We start from the raw sequence: 17,679 nt of genomic DNA on the forward strand, positions 1-17,679 counted from the left end.
CAAGGTCAGGCCGGGCTGAGTGTTGAAGATCGCGTTCGGGTGGCAGACGCAGGCCCGGGCCATGTAAAGGACAGTCAGAAACATAATGTCGGAAAAATCTGCATCAAAATTTTTCGGGCGGTTTCGCCGCAAGCATCTTTTAACTCTTATGGCTGGGGTCGCACTGGTGACCGATGCTGGCGCTGGTTTCGGGCTGGCTGCACATAATGCAGCCTATGCGCAAACTGTTCAGGGAGGGCTTATTACGCCGAGCAGCCCTGATCAGAAAATCCCTGATTTTGTGCATCTGGTAAAACAGGTCAAACCTGCTGTTGTTTCCATTACCTCTACCATTAAGGCTGATGCTGCCGCTGAAGAAGGTGGCGGTATGGGCGGTGGTGGCATGCCATTCCCGTTTCCATTTCCGTTCCAGATGGCGCCTCAGAACAGCCGTCAGTTGATTGAAGCACGAGGTTCAGGCTTCCTTATTTCGCCCGATGGGTATGTGGTGACGAACAACCACGTCGTTAAAGGGGCGACGAAGGTTAAGGTTACGCTTGATGACGGCACGACTCTTCCTGCGAAGATTGTTGGCCGTGACGGTAAAACAGATATTGCTTTGCTGAAAATTACGTCATCGCAGAAGCTGCCTTTTATTGAACTGGGGAACTCTGATGATGTGCAGCCAGGTCAGTGGGTTGTTGCCGTTGGCAACCCTTACGGGCTCGGTGGTACGGTAACAGCGGGTATTGTTTCAGCGCGTGGCCGGGATATTAACGAGGGCCCTTACGATAATTTTATCCAGGTTGATGCCCCGATTAACCGCGGCAACTCAGGTGGACCGCTGTTTACGCAGGATGGTAAAGTTGTCGGGGTAAATACGGCGATTCTTTCTCCATCGGGTGGCGGGTCCATTGGTATTGGTTTTGCTATTCCGTCTGATACGGTCAGAAGTGTAACGGATCAGCTGCGTAAAACCGGTCATGTTGTGCGTGGCTACCTGGGTGTGAACGCGCAGAATGTTTCTCCGGCGATGGTTAAAGCGCTTGGTCTGCCACCCGCTGCTGATGGTGCTGCGCCAGCGGGTGCTCTTATTGCGAGTGTCAGCTCAGACAGCCCGGCAGAGAAAGCCGGCCTGAAGCCTGAAGATGTCATTGTTAAATTTAATGGTCAGAAGGTCGCAACACCCCATGACCTGGCTGTGCGCGTTGCTTCTATCGCACCGGGGGAAAAGGTCGCAGTTGAGTATGTGCGTGCAGGTAAACCTGCAACAGCAACGGTCACCATTGGTAACCTTGCCAGTGCGTCAAATGACAGTGGTATCAGTGGTTCTGCGCCAGGACCTCATCTTGGTGTGGCACTGACGCCGCTGACTGGTGACATTCGTCGTCAGCTTGGTGTGGGCGATGGTGTTAAAGGGGTTGTTGTAAAAGATGTACAGCCAGGGTCAGCGGCCAGCATGGCTGGTGTGGCTCCGGGGGACATTATTCAGTCTGTCGGTGGAAAGGCTGTTGATACGCCGCGGGCTGTCGTGACGGCAGTACGCTCAGCTCTTGGTGCGAAGAAGCCTGTTCTGCTGCGTATTTTGCGTGATGGCCAGTCGCTGTTTGTTGCTATCTCAGCTGATGGTGATGACAGCAGTTCGTCAGATAACGGTGATGATGACGATAACTGACACTGGCGGTTTTCTGGTCGTTTTTTCAAAAAGGAGCGTCAGCCTTCGGGCTGGCGTTTTTTTATGATGTTTTGCTGGTCGAATATAAGCCTTATTTGCAGGGTAGAGAAAACGCGCCTGTCAGGAAAAGAATATCATAATGATGTAGCAGGCGTGTTATTCCTGCTTATGGTAGTTTATACCGTTTCTTTCTCTGGTATGAAGGCCGGGGCAGGGTGAGTATCGTGCAGTGCCTGGTGTGAGAAGGCCGGTAAGAAGTAGAATGATGTCTTTTGTTTTCAGGTCTGTGACCAGAGCTCTTTGTTATACGGCCGTTTCTCTGATGTTGTATGCTTCCTCAGCGCAGGCTGCGTCAGGCTTTGTTGCCGGTAAGGATGGTATGCTGAGTGTACCTGAGGCTTCGCCTCTGCGCTCTCAGATACAGGTGGCTGCTGTTCAGGTCGGAATGCCACGCGACACACTGACTGTGCCAGGTAATATCGCTGCTGAACCAAGGCGTATTTTTCCTCTTCTTCCACCGGTAACAGGACGTATTTTATCGGTGTCGGCCACACCTGGTCAGCATGTTGTACGCGGGCAGGAGCTGGTTCGTATTATGTCGGGCGATATGGCTCAGGCAGTGACAGATCAGGAAAAAGCTGAAGCTGGCTTACTGATGGCGCGCAGTGCAATGGTGCGTGCTCAGGAGGTCAGAAAGGCCGGCGGTGCTGCCACAAAAGATGTCGAGGCTGCTCATGCGGCCCTGCTGGATGCTGAGGCTGAAGAAGAGCGTGCCAGGCTGCGTTTGCTTTCCTTAACTGACAAATATGGCGGTGAAGGTGGCGTGCTGGTTTTGCGTGCTCCGGCAAGTGGTGTCATTGCCAGCCTTTCAGCCGCACCTGGTGTTAATATTACAGATATGACTGCACCGCTGCTGGTGATGGAGGATCTGTCAGAGGTCTGGGTCGTTGCTAATATCGCCGAGGTTGATGGTAACGATGTTCAGGTCGGGCAATCGGTGGTCGTGAGCTTACCTGCACGTGAAGGTATTGCAATTCCGGCGCAGGTTTCATCTGTCGAGCCGGATTTTCATGCCGATACCCGCAGGCTGCAGGCTATGATTGTGCTTGCCAATCCTGATGAAGATCTGAAGCCGAACATGTTTGCCTCAGTGGCTATTCAGATCAAACAGCCGGTAGGGCTGATGGTTCCTCAGTCAGCTCTGCTGATGAATAATGATACCGTTACAGTATTTGTCGAAACGGCTCCCTGGGTTTTTCAGCGCCGGGTCATTACGATTTCTTATGATGAGGGTGAGAATACACAGGTTCTCTCCGGGCTCAGGATTGGGGAGCGCATTATTGTTCGTGGCGGGGTGCTGCTGAACGATGATTGAAAAAATTATCGCTGCCTGTCTGCGCGAGCGTCGTATTGTCTTTTTTGCAATGGCACTTCTGGCTCTGTGGGGAGGTATGGCATGGAAAAACCTGCCTGTAGAAGCCTATCCGGATCTTGGGGCTGTTTCTGTTCAGATCAGTACACAAAGTCCCGGGCTGGCAGCTGAGGAGGTAGAGCAGCAGATTACCGTTCCGCTCGAGCGGCAGTTGTCGGCAACGCCAGGTCTGGTGAGCGGGCGCTCAAGCAGCACGTTTGGCCTCTCACTGATTAACCTGATTTTTAAGGACGGCATGGATGTTTATGCCGCCCGTCAGCGTGTTACTGAGCAGCTGGCACAGGTTAACCTTCCGGCGGGTGTAACGGCAAGTATGGGGCCGGTTACGAGCCCCTCTGGTGAGATTTATCGTTATACGCTTGAGTCTGACAGAAAAAACCTGATGCAGCTCTCAGAAGTGCAGAACTGGTTTGTTATTCCTGCTCTTCAGAAAATACAGGGTGTTGCCGATGTTACCAATTTTGGTGGCTTTACCCGGGAGTATGAGCTGCGCCTTGATCCGCATGCGCTGTACCGCTTTCACATTGGTATTAATACTGTGCTGGATGCGATTCGTAACAGCAGTATCAATGCTGGTGGCGGGCGTGTAACACGAGGGGAGCAGTCTTATATCGTCAGGGGCGTTGGTATGATCCACACTCTTGATGAGATGGGTGATATTCCCGTTACACAGCATGATGGTGTGCCTGTGTTCCTGCGTGAGCTCGGGCGGCTGCAGCTGGGTCACCAGGTGCGTGAGGGTATTCTGGGTAAAAATTCTAACTCTGATACTATTGAAGGCATTGTGTCGATGGTATCGGGCGAGAATGCGTCGCACGTTCTTGCATTGCTGCATACCCGTGTGCAGGAGCTGCAAAAGCAGCTTGATCCGCAGGGTATCCGCATAGTCCCCTATCTTGATCGTGATAACCTGGTGAGTGCCACGACTGAGAAGGTTACTCACACGGTGCTCGAAGGGGTCGGGCTGGTTTTTGTTATTCTTATTTTGTTTCTTGGCAGCCCGCGCAGTGCGATTGTTGCAGCGGTTACAATTCCGCTTGCGCTCGCGTTTGTTTTTGTCGTGATGGGTTTGCTGAATATGCCTGCCAACCTTTTTTCACTGGGGGCGATTGATTTCGGCGTTATTGTCGACGGGGCAATTGTTGTAACTGAAGCGATTTTATGTCTGAGGGAAGCCCGGCCTGATCATACAATGACCTTGCAGGATGTGCAGGGGTTAACAGGGCATGTCGGGCGCGCCATTGTTTTCGCGACACTGATTATCATTGTGGCTTACAGCCCCTTATTTGCTTTTGTCGGGGCTGAAGGGCGTCTGTTCAGGCCAATGGCATATACTGTCAGCTTTGCTTTGCTGGGTGCATTGCTTTGCGCGATTGTGCTGACGCCTTCTCTGGCCTTTATTGCCATGCGCAAGCCGCATCGTATTTTCCACAATAAACCGCTTGAGAAACTCCATTGCTGGTTTCGGGCAGGCCTGGCGCATAGCATGAAACGCCCTGCTATAGCTTATTGCAGCGCATTTTCAGCTTTTGGTCTTGTTGTGGTGCTTGGTATGTATACCGGGCGCGAATTTTTGCCAGATATGGATGAAGGTGCTTTGTGGCTTCAGGTGCAGTTGCCTTCAGGGCTGTCGCTCCAGAAGGCAAGCGATATGGCAGATGAAGTGCGTAAAGCCGTTATGTCTTTTTCTGAGCCTTCTTACGTTGTTACGCAGCTGGGGCGCAATGATTCCGGCACAGATGCCTGGACCCCCTCTCATATTGAGGTGCCTATCGGGCTGAAACCATATAGCGCCTGGCCGAAAGGGGAGACCAAAGCGCAGTTCATCAGCAAACTACGTGATAAGCTGAACACTATTCCTGGTATAGAGTTTGGTATAAGCCAGCCAATTGCCGACGGTATGAATGATCAGGCCGGAGGGGCCCATTCTGCACTGGTTTTGCGTGTTTATGGCCATGACCTGCGTGAGCTGCGCAATATTGGTAAGCAGATTGTCGCGGTTCTTAAACAGGTTCCTGGCACAAAAGAAGCTTCGATTTTTCAGGAACCTGAAATTCCCCAGCTGAATATTACGGCAAACCGGCGTGCGGCAGCCCGTTATGGTATTTCAGTTTCTGATATTATGACGCTGGTTGGCAGCACGATTGGCGGCTCTGCCGTTTCGCAGATTTATATTGCCGACAGAACGTATGATGTCACAGTTCAGATCCCGCATGCTGATGTCAGTAACCTGCGTTCTTTAGGCCATTTGCCGCTTATGGCTGACAATGGCGCGCTGGTGCCGCTTGAAATGGTGGCTTCTATTGCCTTGAAAACAGGTGAAGGCACAATTTCCCACGAGATGACACAGCGACAGATCACTCTGCGCGTGGATAATGGTAAACGCCCGCTTTCTGAATATATGGCAGATGCGCAGGCACGTATTGCAGGTCAGGTGCATTTTGACCCGAGCTTTTACCGGCTTGAGTGGGCAGGTGAGTTTGAACAGGCTCAGCGTGCTGCGTCTCGTCTGGTTGTTGCTGTTGCGATTATGCTGGCGATTATGCTGGTGCTCTTATTTGGTGAGTTTCGTAAATTCCGTCAGGCTGCACTGGTGCTTGCTGTTGTGCCGCTGGCGCTGCTGGGTGGGCTTGTGGCTTTGCAGCTGCGGGGTGAAACATTGAATGTAGCAACAGCGGTCGGGTTTATTGCGTTATTTGGTGTTGCTGTGCAGAACGGTATTATCATGGTCTCTAACATCAACCGGCATCGTCGTGAGGGGGCTACGTTATACAATGCTGTGCTTGACGGGGCAGGGGAGCGGTTCAGGCCGGTGCTGATGACAGCGACGGTTGCCAGTGCAGGCATGTTGCCGGCAGCGGTTGCTACCGGCATTGGCACAGATGTGCAGCGCGGCCTTGCAACAGTCGTCGTGGGCGGACTTGGCATTGCGACATTACTGACCCTGTTTATTCTGCCTACATTTTATTACAAACTAGAGGCCTGGTATGAAAAACGGGCCCCTGAAAATGAGCCTGCTGCATGATGCGCCGTTTTTTTATGACAGGATGCGCACTAAGCGTTTTGCTTCAGGCCGGGTGCGCCGTCGGGCCTGATTTCAGAAAACCCATGGCACCGGCTGGCGAGCAGTATGGTCAGGCAGGGCGCTCTTCACACGTGGCAGGTGTCACGGGGGAGGCAGAGCAGGCTGCCAGTGGCAGGCAGGGTGTCGGGCAGGTTTTTCATGTCGGGCAGGATATTCCCGCACAATGGTGGCGGCTTTTTCACTCTGAAGCACTGAATGCACTGGTGCAGAAAGCGCTTGATAATAATCCGTCACTTGAGTCTGCACGTGATGCGCTCTCAGCGGCACAGCAAAATAAGCTGGCGCAGCAAAGTGCATTTTATCCCAGCATTTCTGGTAGTTTTAACCCGACACGGAACAAAACGTCGCGCACGTACTCACCGGTCCCTAATAATAACTCGTGGCTTTATACGGTTCATACAGCTCAGCTGAATATCTCTTATGTGCCCGATTTCTGGGGTGGGGTACGTCGTGGGGCAGAGGCAGCTAAAGCACTGCGTAATGCACAGCGTGATCAGCTTCGTGCTGTGTATCTGACACTGACCTCTTCGGTCGTTCAGGCCGCGATTGATTATGCTGCGATCAAAGCTCAGATTGAGACGACCCGTTCGCTCGTCACGCTCCAGCGTGATTTGTTAGAATCGGCTCGCATGCAGGAAAAAGCCGGCGAGTTCTCACGTAATGATGTCGCATTGCAGCATACGGCTCTGGCTCAGAACGAGGCGACACTGGCCCCGTTACAAAAGCAGCTTGAGCAGCAAAAGCATCTGATAGCAGCGCTTGTGGGTGATTCACCGGATGTGCCTCAGCCTGAATTTACTTTTGATGAGTTGACATTGCCTGCAGACCTGCCGGTGAGTGTACCGGCTCGTCTTATTGAGCAGCGCCCGGACATTCGTACAGCACAGGACAACTGGCATGCAGCCTGCGCGCAGGTTGGTGTTGCTGTGGCCAATCGTCTGCCTAATATCGAGCTGGGAGCAACGCCCGGGTTTGCGGCGGCCTCTATCGCGAAAATGGCCGCTCCCGGATATGGTCAGTGGCAGATTGCCGCTATGGTAACGCAACCACTGTTTGATGCAGGTTTGCTCAGGCACCAGGAAAATGCAGCCCGGGCGGCTTATGACCAGGCGGCGTCAGAGTACCGTTCCACCCTGATCACCGCGCTGCAGGATGTTGCTGACACTTTCACGGCCTTACGCCTTGATGCCACAACACTGGCAGATAATGCTGAGGCAGCCACTGCGGCTGGTGAAAGTCTTAAAATCTCACTGGCACAGTACAAATATGGTGCTATCAGTCAGATCGTGCTGCTGAATGCCCAGCAGGCTCATCTGGAGACAGAGCTGGCTCTGGCGCAGTCACGTGCTGACAGGTTGTCCGATACAGTCGCTCTTTTTCAGGCTCTGGGTGGCGGCTGGTGGAATAATCACGAGTCTGATGCTCCGCATCATCCATCCTGGCATCCTGATAAAGGCCTATCCGTGCTCCTGCCCTGAGGCCAGTTTTCTGAGTGTGTCCGGAGCCAGAATATTGATACTGTGGTGTGAGGTGACAGCAATGATTTTCTCGCGCCGCAGGTTGCTTAGCGTACGGCTTACAGTTTCGATAGTCAGCCCCAGATAGTCAGCAATGTCTGAACGGTTCATTGGAAGTGACACCGGGATTATTGTTGTGTCAGCAGTGCTGTGCTGATGGAGGATACGTGACAGCAAAAAAGTTGAAATTTTTTCGCGTGCAGTTTTTCGCCCCAGTAGCAGCATTTGCTCCTGTGCCTCGGCCAGTCTGAGAGTGAGGCGGTTCATCAGCTGATGTTTGAAGGCCGGGTGGCTGGCCAGCAGATGGTCAAGTTGTGGGTGGAAAAAACGGCAGACTTCCACCGTATCAATGGTTTCGGCCCCAAAGTTGCAAATATCGGAGGATGTCAGGTCGAGAAAATGCCCTGCGTCTGCGAAGCCAATAATCTGGCGTCTTCCATCGGGCAGGGATTTGAACAGCCTGATTGTACCCGAAACGATATTGAAAGAGGCTAATGGTGTACTGCCTTCCTCGATCAGTGTCATTCCGGGAGGGAGGCTCAGTTTTTGTGAAGCATCGGCAAAAGCCGCAGGTGTGTTTTCGCTCGCTGTGATACAAACACTGTGCTGGCGTGTCTGGCACATCATACATTTCTGAGGTGTAACATCAGGCGTGAGAGAGCTCAGAGGCTGTAACGCCGGGGTAAACGGATGAATGTAAGATGCCATCAGAAATCTACCCGATCAAATGCACTCAGAAATGTTAATACTTTCTTAAAGAGTAACAGAGGAATAAAGCCATTATTGTAGAAAACTCTAATGAAACTATTAACTTTTAGTAAAAAACCAGAAAACTGTGACTTCTAAATCACACTCCCTGAATCAACATATGGATTATGGCATAATTTTGATCTGTATCAAGGTGTGGAGATTTGATGCGTGATTGTAGCAGACCATCACGTAGCGCATTTCAGGGAAACGTATAATAGCCATGATTAAGATTCGTTCTTTATTTACCGCAATGATTGCCGGTGTGGCAGCGTTTTCCGGCGCAGCAGGCGCTAAGGCGGCTTCTGCTAATGCGCAGTATGTTAATGCTCCTGTTGTGAGCACACTTCCTGCCGTACCCCGTTCTCATGAGCATTGTGGTTTGTTTCAGACCTGCGCCAGCACAAAAATTGGTCTGGGTGCGGGTGATTTCATGATCCGCCTGTCCGGTGTTGGTGTTCTGCCACAGGATCGTGACAGTAATGTCTCTATTACGGGTGGTGGCTTCAGCCGTCATACCCCGCTGAGCCATACGCATATTTCTACGACAAACGCAGCAATGCCTGAGCTGACGTTTGAGTATTTTATTACCGACAACCTGTCTGTTGACCTCATTGCAACCAGCACGCGCCATAAAGTGTCAGCTGTCGGCAGCGATCTGCCAGCCCTGGGTGGTCCGCACAGTCTTAGTGTGGGTAAAGCCTGGGTTCTGCCTCCTACGCTGACATTCGCATGGCATTTCCGTCCCCATAAGCGTTTCAACCCTTATGCCGGTGTTGGTGTTACGGCAATGTGGTTTCATAACATGAAGGGTAACCAGAACGCTTTTCTGGGGCTGAACAAACTTAATGCCGGTTTTACCGGGGGTCCTTCTGTTAATGTCGGTTTTGACTATCAGCTGGTGGGTAACTGGTTCTTTAACGCCGATGTTAAGCAGATGTTTGTGCGTATGCATGCATGGGTGCAGAACACACCAGAAACCATTCGTGTGCGTGCGCATGACTCGCTTGACCCAACCGTTGTGTCAGCAGGTATTGCTTACCGGTTCTGATCCTTATGGCAGTCACCTCTGTTACTGAGCTGATTGCACGATATAGCGGGAATTTACCCCGCTATACCAGCTATCCGACAGCAGTCAGCTTTACTGAAGCTGTCGGGCCTGACCAGGCTGAAGTCTGGCTGAAGCAGCTGCCTGAAGCTGCGCCCCTTTCTTTTTATTTTCATGTGCCGTTTTGTGATGAGCTTTGCCGTTTTTGTGGCTGTAATACCTCAGTCATGCGGCAGGAAAGCGGACGCGCAGCGTATGGCAATCTGCTGACTGAAGAGTTTTCGCGTATCATTGCTCTTGTGGGTACGCAGCATAGTGTCCGGCATATTCAGTTTGGCGGGGGAACACCCTCTACACTGCCACCCGCGACTTTGCGTCTGATTATGTCAGATATTCTGGCTTCATGTCGGGTTGAGGATGGTGCTGAGCTATCTATGGAGCTTGATCCACGCCATGTGCCGCAGGGTTATCCTGCCCTGCTGGGTGAGCTTGGGTTTACCCGTATCAGTATCGGTGTGCAGGACCTGAACGAAAAGGTGCAGCAGGCCTGCGGGCGTATTCAGAGTTTTGAGCAGACTGAAGCCTGTGTTTCTGCCGTGCGTCAGGCCGGTGTGCAGGGCGTGAATATTGATCTGATTTATGGTCTGCCGTTTCAGACGCAGGAGGGAGTGGCTGAAACGGTCAGGCGCATTGTTACGCTACGACCCGACCGTCTTGCTGTGTTTGGTTATGCTCATGTGCCGTGGAAACAAAAACGCCAGACCCTGATAGCAGAGGAAAGTCTGCCAGGAGCGCAGGAGCGGCTGGCGCAGCGTGCAGTGATGGATGAGGTGCTTTGCGAAGCGGGTTATGTGCCCGTTGGTCTTGATCATTATGCCTTGCCAGAAGATGCTCTGGTAAAGTCTGCTCAGTCCGGCACTTTGCGTCGTAATTTTCAGGGCTATACCGTCGACTCGGCTGAAGCTCTTATTGGCGTTGGTGCCTCAGCAATTTCGATGCTGCCTGATGGTTACGTACAGAATATAACCTCAGCGGCGGCTTATGCTCGTGCGCTTTCAGAAAATGCTACTGTACTGCCTGTGGTCAGAGGGGTTGAGCGGACATCAGATGACCGTCTGCGTGGTTACCTGATTGAGCGGCTGATGTGTGATATGCAGGTTGACCTGGCGACATCCGGCTTAAATTCTGAATATTTTTCTGCTGAAGTGGCAGCACTTGCTCCGATGGTTAAGGATGGCCTGGTATTGTGTGAGGGCAGCATAATACAGGTGACGGGCAAGGGGCGTCCGTTTTTGCGTAACATTGCCGCAGTGTTTGATGCACGACGTCAGAACCTGCCATCTGCCGGGGCTGTGCAGGCCTCATCTCCTCGATTTTCATACGCGATCTGAACTTTTTATTTGATATCTGCCCCTGACATGTGTTGATTGCACAGAAATTTTGTCCCACTTTGCACCGGATGGCTGCCTTTTGCTGCCGTTTTTGTTATCGTGATGCTGTGTTGTGTTACCGTTAAAGGATAAGGCAGATGCTTTCTGATGCCCCGCTCACCGAGATGGACTCTGCTTCGGCATTTGTACAAATGCTTGCTGAGACCCCCTGTGAACCTTATCCTTATGACCACTGGTCACTGAAATCTGTTCTTCCCTCTGATGCATGCGATGCTCTTGTGGCCTGGGATCCGGGGAGTGATGCCCTTGCAGGAGATGTTGCAGGCCGGCGTGAGACCCGCAATAAATTTCGGATTTTTGTGGATGAGACAACACGTGCCCGTGACAGCCGTCTTGATCGCCTTGCTCATATTATAGATAGCCCTGAGGTCCGGCAGGGGTTTGAGCGCTATTGTGGTGCGAGCCTTGAGGGGACGGCGCTGCGTCTTGAGCTGTGCCTTGATACTGAGGGGTTCTGGCTTGAGCCGCATACAGATATTGGTGCAAAAAAACTGACATTGCTTATTTCGCTTTCGCAGGATGAAAACGCGAAAGACTGGGGCACCGATCTCATGTCGCCAGAGGGGGACTCTCTTGTCCGGGCATCAGGTCTTTTTAACACCGGGGTCTTATTTATCCCTTCAGATAAAACCTGGCATGGTTTTGTCAGCCGCCCTGTGACAGGAGTGCGGCGTACGCTTATTGTTAATTTTGTTGACTCCAGCTGGCGTGCGGTTCACGAGCTGGCGTTTGGTCCGGCCCGCTCAGGGCACTGAGACCAGGCAAAAACATGCGATAAGGCACCCGTCTGTGCGTCACTGATAAGCCAGTTTTTTGCAATTTTTGTTGCATCTGGCTTATGGAGTGGGTGCCCGATTTTTTTTTTCAGAGAGGACAGAGCAGGAATGAGTGAAGCAGAACGCGAATCTATGTCGTTTGACGTCGTGATTGTCGGCGGCGGACCGGCCGGTCTGGCTGCGGCTATTCGCCTGCGTCAGCTTTCTCCGCAAACCAGCGTCTGTCTTATCGAAAAAGGAAGCGAAATCGGCGCGCATATCGTTTCCGGTGCCGTTATTGAACCGCGTGCTCTGAGCGAACTGCTGCCTGACTGGAAAGAGCGCGGTGCTCCGTTAAACACACCGGTTGCGACTGAGGATATGCTGTTTCTTACTGAAACACGCAGTTTCCGAGTGCCGGCACTTGATAAATTCATGCCGCATATGGCTAATCATGGTAATTATATTGTCAGTCTTGGTGAAGTCTGCCGCTGGCTGGCCGCACAGGCAGAAGAGCTTGGTGTCGAAATTTATCCCGGCTTTGCTGCATCTGAAGTGCTGATAGAAAACAACCGCGTTGTGGGTGTCGCAACTGGCGATATGGGCATTACGCGTGATGGCAAACAGGGCCCGAATTATCAGCTTGGCATGGAGCTGCGTGCAACATATACGCTTTTTGCTGAAGGCTGCCGTGGTTCGCTGACCAAGCAGGTCATGCAGCATTATGACCTGCGTAAAGGTGTTGATCCGCAGACTTATGGCCTTGGTATTAAAGAGGTCTGGGAAGTGCCGCCTGAGAAACACCGCCCGGGTCTGGTTCAGCACAGCTTTGGCTGGCCAATGGATGACAATACGTATGGCGGTGCCTGGCTTTACCATTTTGGTGAAAATCTGGTGTCTTATGGTTTCGTAATCGGGCTTGATTACGCCAACACATGGCTGTCACCGTTTGATGAGATGCAGCGTGTGAAACTGCACCCGGCTTTTCGCAAACATCTTGAGGGCGGGCGTCGTATCAGTTACGGGGCCAGAGCGCTGTCAGAAGGCGGGTTGCAGGCTATTCCGCGTCTGACCTTCCCTGGTGGAGCACTAACCGGCGATTCTGCGGGTTTTCTTAACGTGCCAAAAATCAAAGGCACACATACGGCAATGAAGTCAGGCATGCTTGCAGCTGAGGCGCTTGTTGATGCCATGAGCACAGAGCGTGTTGAGCCGGCTTCTTACGTACAGCTTATTAAAGAGTCATGGTTGTGGGATGAGCTGAAGTCAGTGCGTAATATCCGCCCGGCTTTTGCCCGCTTTGGCATGAAAAAAGGCGCTGTCTATTCAGCGATTGATGCCATGCTGCTGAAAGGGCGTGCCCCCTGGACCCTGCATTTCCGCCATCAGGATAATGAAGAGCTTCTGGCGGCTTCTTTGTGTGAAAAGCCAGCTTACCCTAAGCCGGATGGCAAACTGACATTTGACCGTCTTTCCTCTGTGTTTTTGTCAAACACAAACCATGAAGAAGATCAGCCTGTTCATCTGCGCGTGAAAAATCAGGGGTTGTGGAGAACGGTGAACTGGGATGTTTTCCACTCACCTGAGTCGCGTTATTGCCCGGCAGGTGTGTATGAGGTTGTTAATGAAACCTCAGAGCCTGCCCTGCATATTAACGCTCAGAATTGTGTACACTGTAAAACCTGTGACATTAAAGATCCGGCCCAGAACATTGACTGGACTGTGCCAGAAGGGAGCGGCGGGCCGAACTATCCTGCGGGCATGTGATTTTTTTTTAAAATACGGTATGTCTGGTAACGAATAACTCTGCATTTCCAAGCGAAAGAAGCCATGAAGATTGTAGTACCGATCAAGCGGGTTGTTGACTACAACATTAAACCGCGTGTTAAGCCTGATGGTAGTGGTGTTGAAACCACTGGCGTTAAGATGTCTATGAATCCTTTTGACGAAATAGCTGTGGAAGAGGCTGTTCGTTTAAAAGAGAAAGGCGTGGCCACTGAGGTTGTTGTGGTCTCTGTCGGTGTGCAGCAGGCACAGGACACTCTGCGTACAGCTATGGCAATGGGTGCAGACCGCGCCGTTCTGGTGCTGTCAGAGGAAAGTCCTGAGCCCCTCGCTGTGGCAAAAGTGCTCAAAGTGATCGTTGCGAAAGAAGAGCCAGGTCTGGTTATTCTGGGTAAACAGGCCATTGATGATGACATGAATGCAACCGGTCAGATGCTGGCGGGTCTGCTTGGCTGGGGTCAGGGCACTTTTGCCGGTAATGTTGAGGTTGCTGACGGCAAAGTGAAAGTCAGCCGGGAAATCGATGGTGGCACAGAAGATGTCTCCCTCGTGCTGCCAGCAATTGTCACTGCTGACCTGCGCCTGAACGAGCCACGTTATGCGTCTTTGCCTAACATTATGAAGGCAAAGAAAAAACCGCTCGAAACACTGAATGTGGCCGACCTGGGTGTGGATACGACTCGTCGCCTGACGATTGTTTCAGTTGCTGAGCCTGCTGAGCGTAAAGCTGGTATTAAAGTCGAAACGGTGAGCGAGCTGGTTGAAAAGCTGCGTAATGAAGCAAAGGTGATCTGATTATGACAGCTCTTGTTCTTCTGGACCATGAAGACGGTCGGATCAAACAGGCTGCTCTGTCTGCCGTAACAGCCGCCACACAGTTTGGTGACGTGCATGTTCTGGTAACGGGTGAGCGCAGCGTTGCTGAGACAGCCGCTAAAATTTCTGGTGTCACGAAAGTTCTGCATGCAGCAGATGCTCTTTATGCCCATGAAATGGCTGAACCACTGGCTGCATTGCTGGTGTCACTGGCCGGTTCATATGATCAGATTCTGGCATCAGCCAGTGCTGTTGGTAAAAACGTGCTGCCACGTGCGGCGGCTCTGCTTGATGTGCAGCCGGTGCCTGATGTGGTTCGTATCGTTGATGCAGACACATTTGTACGTCCGATTTATGCGGGTAATGCTCTGGCAACCGTTAAATCATCTGACAGCAAAAAAATTCTGACAGTCAGAAGTTCAGCATTTGATGCCGCTCCGGCTGAAGGCGGTTCAGCTGCAATTGAAGAAGTTGCTGCTGTTGAAAACCCGAATGTGTCAGAGTTTGTTGCGGTTCATCTCTCAGCTTCTGAACGTCCGGAACTTGATTCAGCCCGTGTGGTTGTTTCTGGTGGCCGTGGTCTTCTTAGCGAAGAGAAGTTCCGTATTCTTGAGCCGCTGGCTGATACACTGGGTGCTGCGATTGGTGCCTCCCGTGCTGCGGTCGATTCTGGTTTCGTTTCAAACGAATATCAGGTTGGCCAGACAGGTAAGATTGTCGCCCCTGAGCTGTATATTGCATTTGGTATTTCTGGTGCCATTCAGCATCTTGCCGGCATGAAAGACAGCCGTGTGATTGTTGCTGTGAACAAAGACCCCGAAGCACCAATTTTCCAGGTCGCTGACTACGGTATTGTTGGTGATCTGTTTGAGATTGTCCCTGAGCTGACAGAAAAACTAAAATAATTTTTCGTTTTTCGGTTGCCTGAAAAGCCTGTCTGCGCCGCAAGCGTATGGCAGGCTTTTTAGTATCAGGAGAGTGCGCTCCGATCAGACTCTGGCAGGCTGAGAGTTTTTTTCATGCACAGACAGAAAAACATCAACAACCGTGTGTATGACCTTCTGGCGCTCAGCTTCTTCATTTTCAATAACCATATTGAAGCGCTTTTTGTGTGTAATGCGCGTCTGACACATGGTGAAAAAAAGCTCGGCCGCAAAAACCGGATCTTCAACCTGTAGCAGGCCCTGCCTCGCCTGGGCTGATAGCCACTCAGCAAGTGTTTCAATGGCAATTTTGGGTCCGTTTTTCCAGAAAACATCTGTCAGTTTAGGAAAGTGAGGCGCTTCGGAGATAATAATCCGGTAAAGCATCAGGCTTTCTGGCAGCGTAGTCAGGTTAATAATTGCCTGTGCAATGGCGGTCAGCGTTTCACGAACAGGCTGGTTGCGTTTTATAGGCTCAAGGGCTGTAGGGAGCTTTTCGCGGCAGTTTTGCTCGACAAATGCTTCAAACAACTCAGCTTTGCAGGTGAAGTAATTATAGAGTGTCCCTTTGGAAACATTGGCCTCACGGGCAATGGCAGACATGCTGGCCCCTTCAAAGCCATGCTGAGCGAAAACAGCTCTGGCACCATCCAGAATTTGCTGGCGTTTGGCTTCAGACTCCCCTGTAAGAGAACAGGTGTCTGAAGGGGGAGAGCAGGGCAGGGCAGGCATTGTCTGTAATTATTTCCTTTATCCTGACGATTGACGTCATAGTGAAAAACGGTAGGTTACCATGCTGACCGAACCGATCGGTCAGAGCAAGAGAGAATTTTAGTTTAGGAGCAGACAGGTGGCAAAACGGTACAGATTAAAGGCGGCTACGATGCTGTTTCCGGTTTTGCTAAGTGGTTGTGCGGTTGGGCCTGACTTTAAAAAACCTGAAACATGGACACCAGCCCAGTGGCAGCATGCCAGCCTTGAGCAAACGTCCCGCGCGCTGAGTGTTCCGGTTAACCAGGCTCCTGATCCGCAGTGGTGGTCTGTATTTCATGACCCCGAGCTGGTTTCGCTTGAGCAGAGACTGGCTACACAGAATCTGGATATTCTTCAGGCAACGCAGCAGATGGCTGTCAGTCGAGGGCAGTTGCTTCTGGCCGGGGCTGAGCGTTTTCCTGATCTGGCAGCTACAGGTTCATACCGGCGACAACAGTACAGCAGCAAGCAGCTGGAGTCAGTTATTAAGCGTATTGGCAAAAATGCTCCTGAGGGGTCAGATGCTCTGCTGTCTTCTCAGGCTGCAAACGCGTCTATTCCATTGCTTAATCAGTGGCAGGATGGCCTTCAGGCGAGCTGGGAAGTTGATCTGTGGGGGCGCGTACGTCGTCAGTATGAGGCTGCGAAGTCTTATTTGCAGGCAACGGTTGAGCAGCGACGCGGCATCCTTATTGCACGTCAGGCTGAGCTGGCTCAGGATTATTTGTCTTTGCGCAGCACACAGGAACAGCTGCGTATTACCAGACGGAATAAAGAAGTCGCGGTTCAGATGCTCGATCTTAGCCGGAATCGTTATAATAGTGGTCTGGTTAGTGAACTTGATGTTGAGAGTGCCCGTTCGCAGGTTGAAGACACCAGCGCCCGTATTCCTCAATATGAGCAGCTCGCTGAGCAGCAGATTAATGCGATTAACCTGTTGATGGGAGCGCCCCCTGGCGCGCTGAATGCTGAACTGCAAACGCCATCCGTCATTCCGTCTTTGCCACCCGTTGTGCCTGTTGGTGTACCTTCAGAGGTGGTGCGCCGCCGTCCTGATATTCGTCAGGCTGAAGCTGAGCTGCACGCAGCAACAGCTGAAGTGGGGCAGGCTGAGGCTGACTTTTATCCCAAAGTCACCATTGATGCCGGGTTTGGTATGCAATCCTTCTCTTTCCGTGATCTTGGGATGTGGGGTGCACGTGCCTGGAACGTTGGCCCATCTATCAGTATTCCAATTTTTCAGGGCGGGCGTCTGGTTGGGCAGCTTAGGATGAAGAAAGCGTCTCAGAAGACGGCGGCTTTGCGTTATCGCAAGACGGTTCTGACGGCCTGGAGTGAAGTCGATAATGCACTGACAAAATATGAAGCAGAGCAAAAGCGTAATATGGCACTGAAAGCACAGGTTGCTGCTGACCAGCGCTCACTTAGCCTGTCACGTGACTTATATCGTCAGGGATTAAGAACTTTCCTGCCGGTGCTGGATGCAGAACGTCGCGTCTTATCTTCTCAGACGGCTTTGACGACCAGTAATGAAATGATGTCAGAGAATCTTGTGCGTTTATATAATGCGATTGGTGGTGGCTGGGAGGAAATCTATCCTGAGGCGAAGAACGGCTGAAATAAGCGCTGTTTTTCGATGAAAATTTCCTTATGAAATTTTCATGATTTTTTTAATTTTTATGATTGACGTTACGGTTTTGTGTCTGTAGAAGG

General features: G+C 51.6%; 13 protein-coding genes. 11 read left to right on the forward strand and 2 right to left on the reverse strand.

Going from position 1 to position 17,679, the window contains the following annotated elements:
- Positions 1–85: 85 nt before the first annotated feature.
- The 4 genes from HK11_RS02970 to HK11_RS02985 all read left to right on the forward strand — a co-directional run bounded on the left by HK11_RS02970 (position 86) and on the right by HK11_RS02985 (position 7,649).
- Entirely contained in the window at positions 86–1,654 is a 1,569-nt protein-coding gene (locus HK11_RS02970) for a Do family serine endopeptidase (RefSeq protein WP_086553848.1), read from the forward strand.
- Positions 1,655–1,976: 322 nt separating this feature from the next.
- Entirely contained in the window at positions 1,977–3,029 is a 1,053-nt protein-coding gene (locus HK11_RS02975) for an efflux RND transporter periplasmic adaptor subunit (protein WP_233133280.1), read from the forward strand.
- The gene (locus HK11_RS02980; protein ID WP_086553850.1) at positions 3,022–6,111 is read left to right on the forward strand and encodes an efflux RND transporter permease subunit; all 3,090 of its coding nucleotides are present in this window, start codon (positions 3,022–3,024) and stop codon (positions 6,109–6,111) included. Before HK11_RS02975 ends, HK11_RS02980 begins: the two co-directional genes overlap by 8 nt.
- Positions 6,108–7,649 carry an efflux transporter outer membrane subunit gene (locus HK11_RS02985; protein ID WP_233133281.1) on the forward strand — a complete coding sequence of 514 codons (1,542 nt, stop codon included), beginning with the start codon at positions 6,108–6,110 and terminating at the stop codon, positions 7,647–7,649. The genes HK11_RS02980 and HK11_RS02985 overlap by 4 nt, the downstream gene beginning before the upstream one ends.
- On the opposite strand, the gene HK11_RS02990 is transcribed toward HK11_RS02985, so the two are convergent.
- On the reverse strand, positions 7,629–8,396 hold the full coding sequence (locus HK11_RS02990) for a Crp/Fnr family transcriptional regulator (protein ID WP_233133282.1): 768 nt from the start codon (positions 8,394–8,396) through the stop codon (positions 7,629–7,631). The two genes, HK11_RS02985 and HK11_RS02990, sit on opposite strands and share 21 nt — an antisense overlap.
- A gap of 262 nt (positions 8,397–8,658) precedes the next feature.
- On the opposite strand from HK11_RS02990, the gene HK11_RS02995 reads away from it, so the two are divergent.
- The 6 genes from HK11_RS02995 to HK11_RS03020 all read left to right on the forward strand — a co-directional run bounded on the left by HK11_RS02995 (position 8,659) and on the right by HK11_RS03020 (position 15,195).
- On the forward strand, positions 8,659–9,486 hold the full coding sequence (locus tag HK11_RS02995) for an OmpW family protein (RefSeq protein WP_086553851.1): 828 nt from the start codon (positions 8,659–8,661) through the stop codon (positions 9,484–9,486).
- Between the two features lie 5 nt (positions 9,487–9,491).
- Positions 9,492–10,874, forward strand: a complete 1,383-nt coding sequence (gene hemN / locus HK11_RS03000) for an oxygen-independent coproporphyrinogen III oxidase (RefSeq protein WP_086553852.1) — start codon at positions 9,492–9,494, stop codon at positions 10,872–10,874.
- 137 nt (positions 10,875–11,011) lie between these two features.
- Positions 11,012–11,689 (forward strand): 2OG-Fe(II) oxygenase, encoded by a 678-nt coding sequence (locus HK11_RS03005; RefSeq protein WP_086553853.1) that lies wholly within the window; start codon positions 11,012–11,014, stop codon positions 11,687–11,689.
- 129 nt (positions 11,690–11,818) lie between these two features.
- A complete protein-coding gene (locus tag HK11_RS03010; protein WP_086553854.1) occupies positions 11,819–13,456 on the forward strand; it encodes an electron transfer flavoprotein-ubiquinone oxidoreductase in 1,638 nt (545 codons plus the stop codon).
- Positions 13,457–13,519: 63 nt separating this feature from the next.
- Positions 13,520–14,269: an electron transfer flavoprotein subunit beta/FixA family protein gene (locus HK11_RS03015; RefSeq protein WP_086553855.1), complete on the forward strand. Its 750-nt coding sequence runs from the start codon at positions 13,520–13,522 to the stop codon at positions 14,267–14,269.
- A 2-nt stretch (positions 14,270–14,271) separates the two neighbouring features.
- Positions 14,272–15,195 carry an electron transfer flavoprotein subunit alpha/FixB family protein gene (locus HK11_RS03020; RefSeq protein WP_086553856.1) on the forward strand — a complete coding sequence of 308 codons (924 nt, stop codon included), beginning with the start codon at positions 14,272–14,274 and terminating at the stop codon, positions 15,193–15,195.
- A gap of 84 nt (positions 15,196–15,279) precedes the next feature.
- On the opposite strand, the gene HK11_RS03025 is transcribed toward HK11_RS03020, so the two are convergent.
- Entirely contained in the window at positions 15,280–15,945 is a 666-nt protein-coding gene (locus HK11_RS03025) for a TetR/AcrR family transcriptional regulator (protein ID WP_086553857.1), read from the reverse strand.
- 151 nt (positions 15,946–16,096) lie between these two features.
- Between HK11_RS03025 and HK11_RS03030 the strand changes: the two genes are divergently transcribed.
- The gene (locus HK11_RS03030; RefSeq protein ID WP_086553858.1) at positions 16,097–17,584 is read left to right on the forward strand and encodes an efflux transporter outer membrane subunit; all 1,488 of its coding nucleotides are present in this window, start codon (positions 16,097–16,099) and stop codon (positions 17,582–17,584) included.
- The last annotated feature ends 95 nt before the right edge of the window (positions 17,585–17,679 follow it).

Origin of the sequence: Acetobacter sp. DmW_043 (assembly GCF_002153485.1) — a bacterium.
Classification (GTDB): Bacteria; Pseudomonadota; Alphaproteobacteria; order Acetobacterales; family Acetobacteraceae; genus Acetobacter; species Acetobacter thailandicus.

Bases quoted from the DNA above. Each gene is read 5' to 3' on its own strand.
- HK11_RS02970 (WP_086553848.1), top strand. From the start codon at position 86: ATGTCGGAAAAATCTGCATCAAAATTTTTCGGGCGGTTTCGCCGCAAG.
- HK11_RS02975 (WP_233133280.1), top strand. From the start codon at position 1,977: ATGTTGTATGCTTCCTCAGCGCAGGCTGCGTCAGGCTTTGTTGCCGGT.
- HK11_RS02980 (WP_086553850.1), top strand. From the start codon at position 3,022: ATGATTGAAAAAATTATCGCTGCCTGTCTGCGCGAGCGTCGTATTGTC.
- HK11_RS02985 (WP_233133281.1), top strand. From the start codon at position 6,108: ATGATGCGCCGTTTTTTTATGACAGGATGCGCACTAAGCGTTTTGCTT.
- HK11_RS02990 (WP_233133282.1), bottom strand. From the start codon at position 8,396: ATGGCATCTTACATTCATCCGTTTACCCCGGCGTTACAGCCTCTGAGC.
- HK11_RS02995 (WP_086553851.1), top strand. From the start codon at position 8,659: ATGATTAAGATTCGTTCTTTATTTACCGCAATGATTGCCGGTGTGGCA.
- hemN (WP_086553852.1), top strand. From the start codon at position 9,492: ATGGCAGTCACCTCTGTTACTGAGCTGATTGCACGATATAGCGGGAAT.
- HK11_RS03005 (WP_086553853.1), top strand. From the start codon at position 11,012: ATGCTTTCTGATGCCCCGCTCACCGAGATGGACTCTGCTTCGGCATTT.
- HK11_RS03010 (WP_086553854.1), top strand. From the start codon at position 11,819: ATGAGTGAAGCAGAACGCGAATCTATGTCGTTTGACGTCGTGATTGTC.
- HK11_RS03015 (WP_086553855.1), top strand. From the start codon at position 13,520: ATGAAGATTGTAGTACCGATCAAGCGGGTTGTTGACTACAACATTAAA.
- HK11_RS03020 (WP_086553856.1), top strand. From the start codon at position 14,272: ATGACAGCTCTTGTTCTTCTGGACCATGAAGACGGTCGGATCAAACAG.
- HK11_RS03025 (WP_086553857.1), bottom strand. From the start codon at position 15,945: ATGCCTGCCCTGCCCTGCTCTCCCCCTTCAGACACCTGTTCTCTTACA.
- HK11_RS03030 (WP_086553858.1), top strand. From the start codon at position 16,097: ATGCTGTTTCCGGTTTTGCTAAGTGGTTGTGCGGTTGGGCCTGACTTT.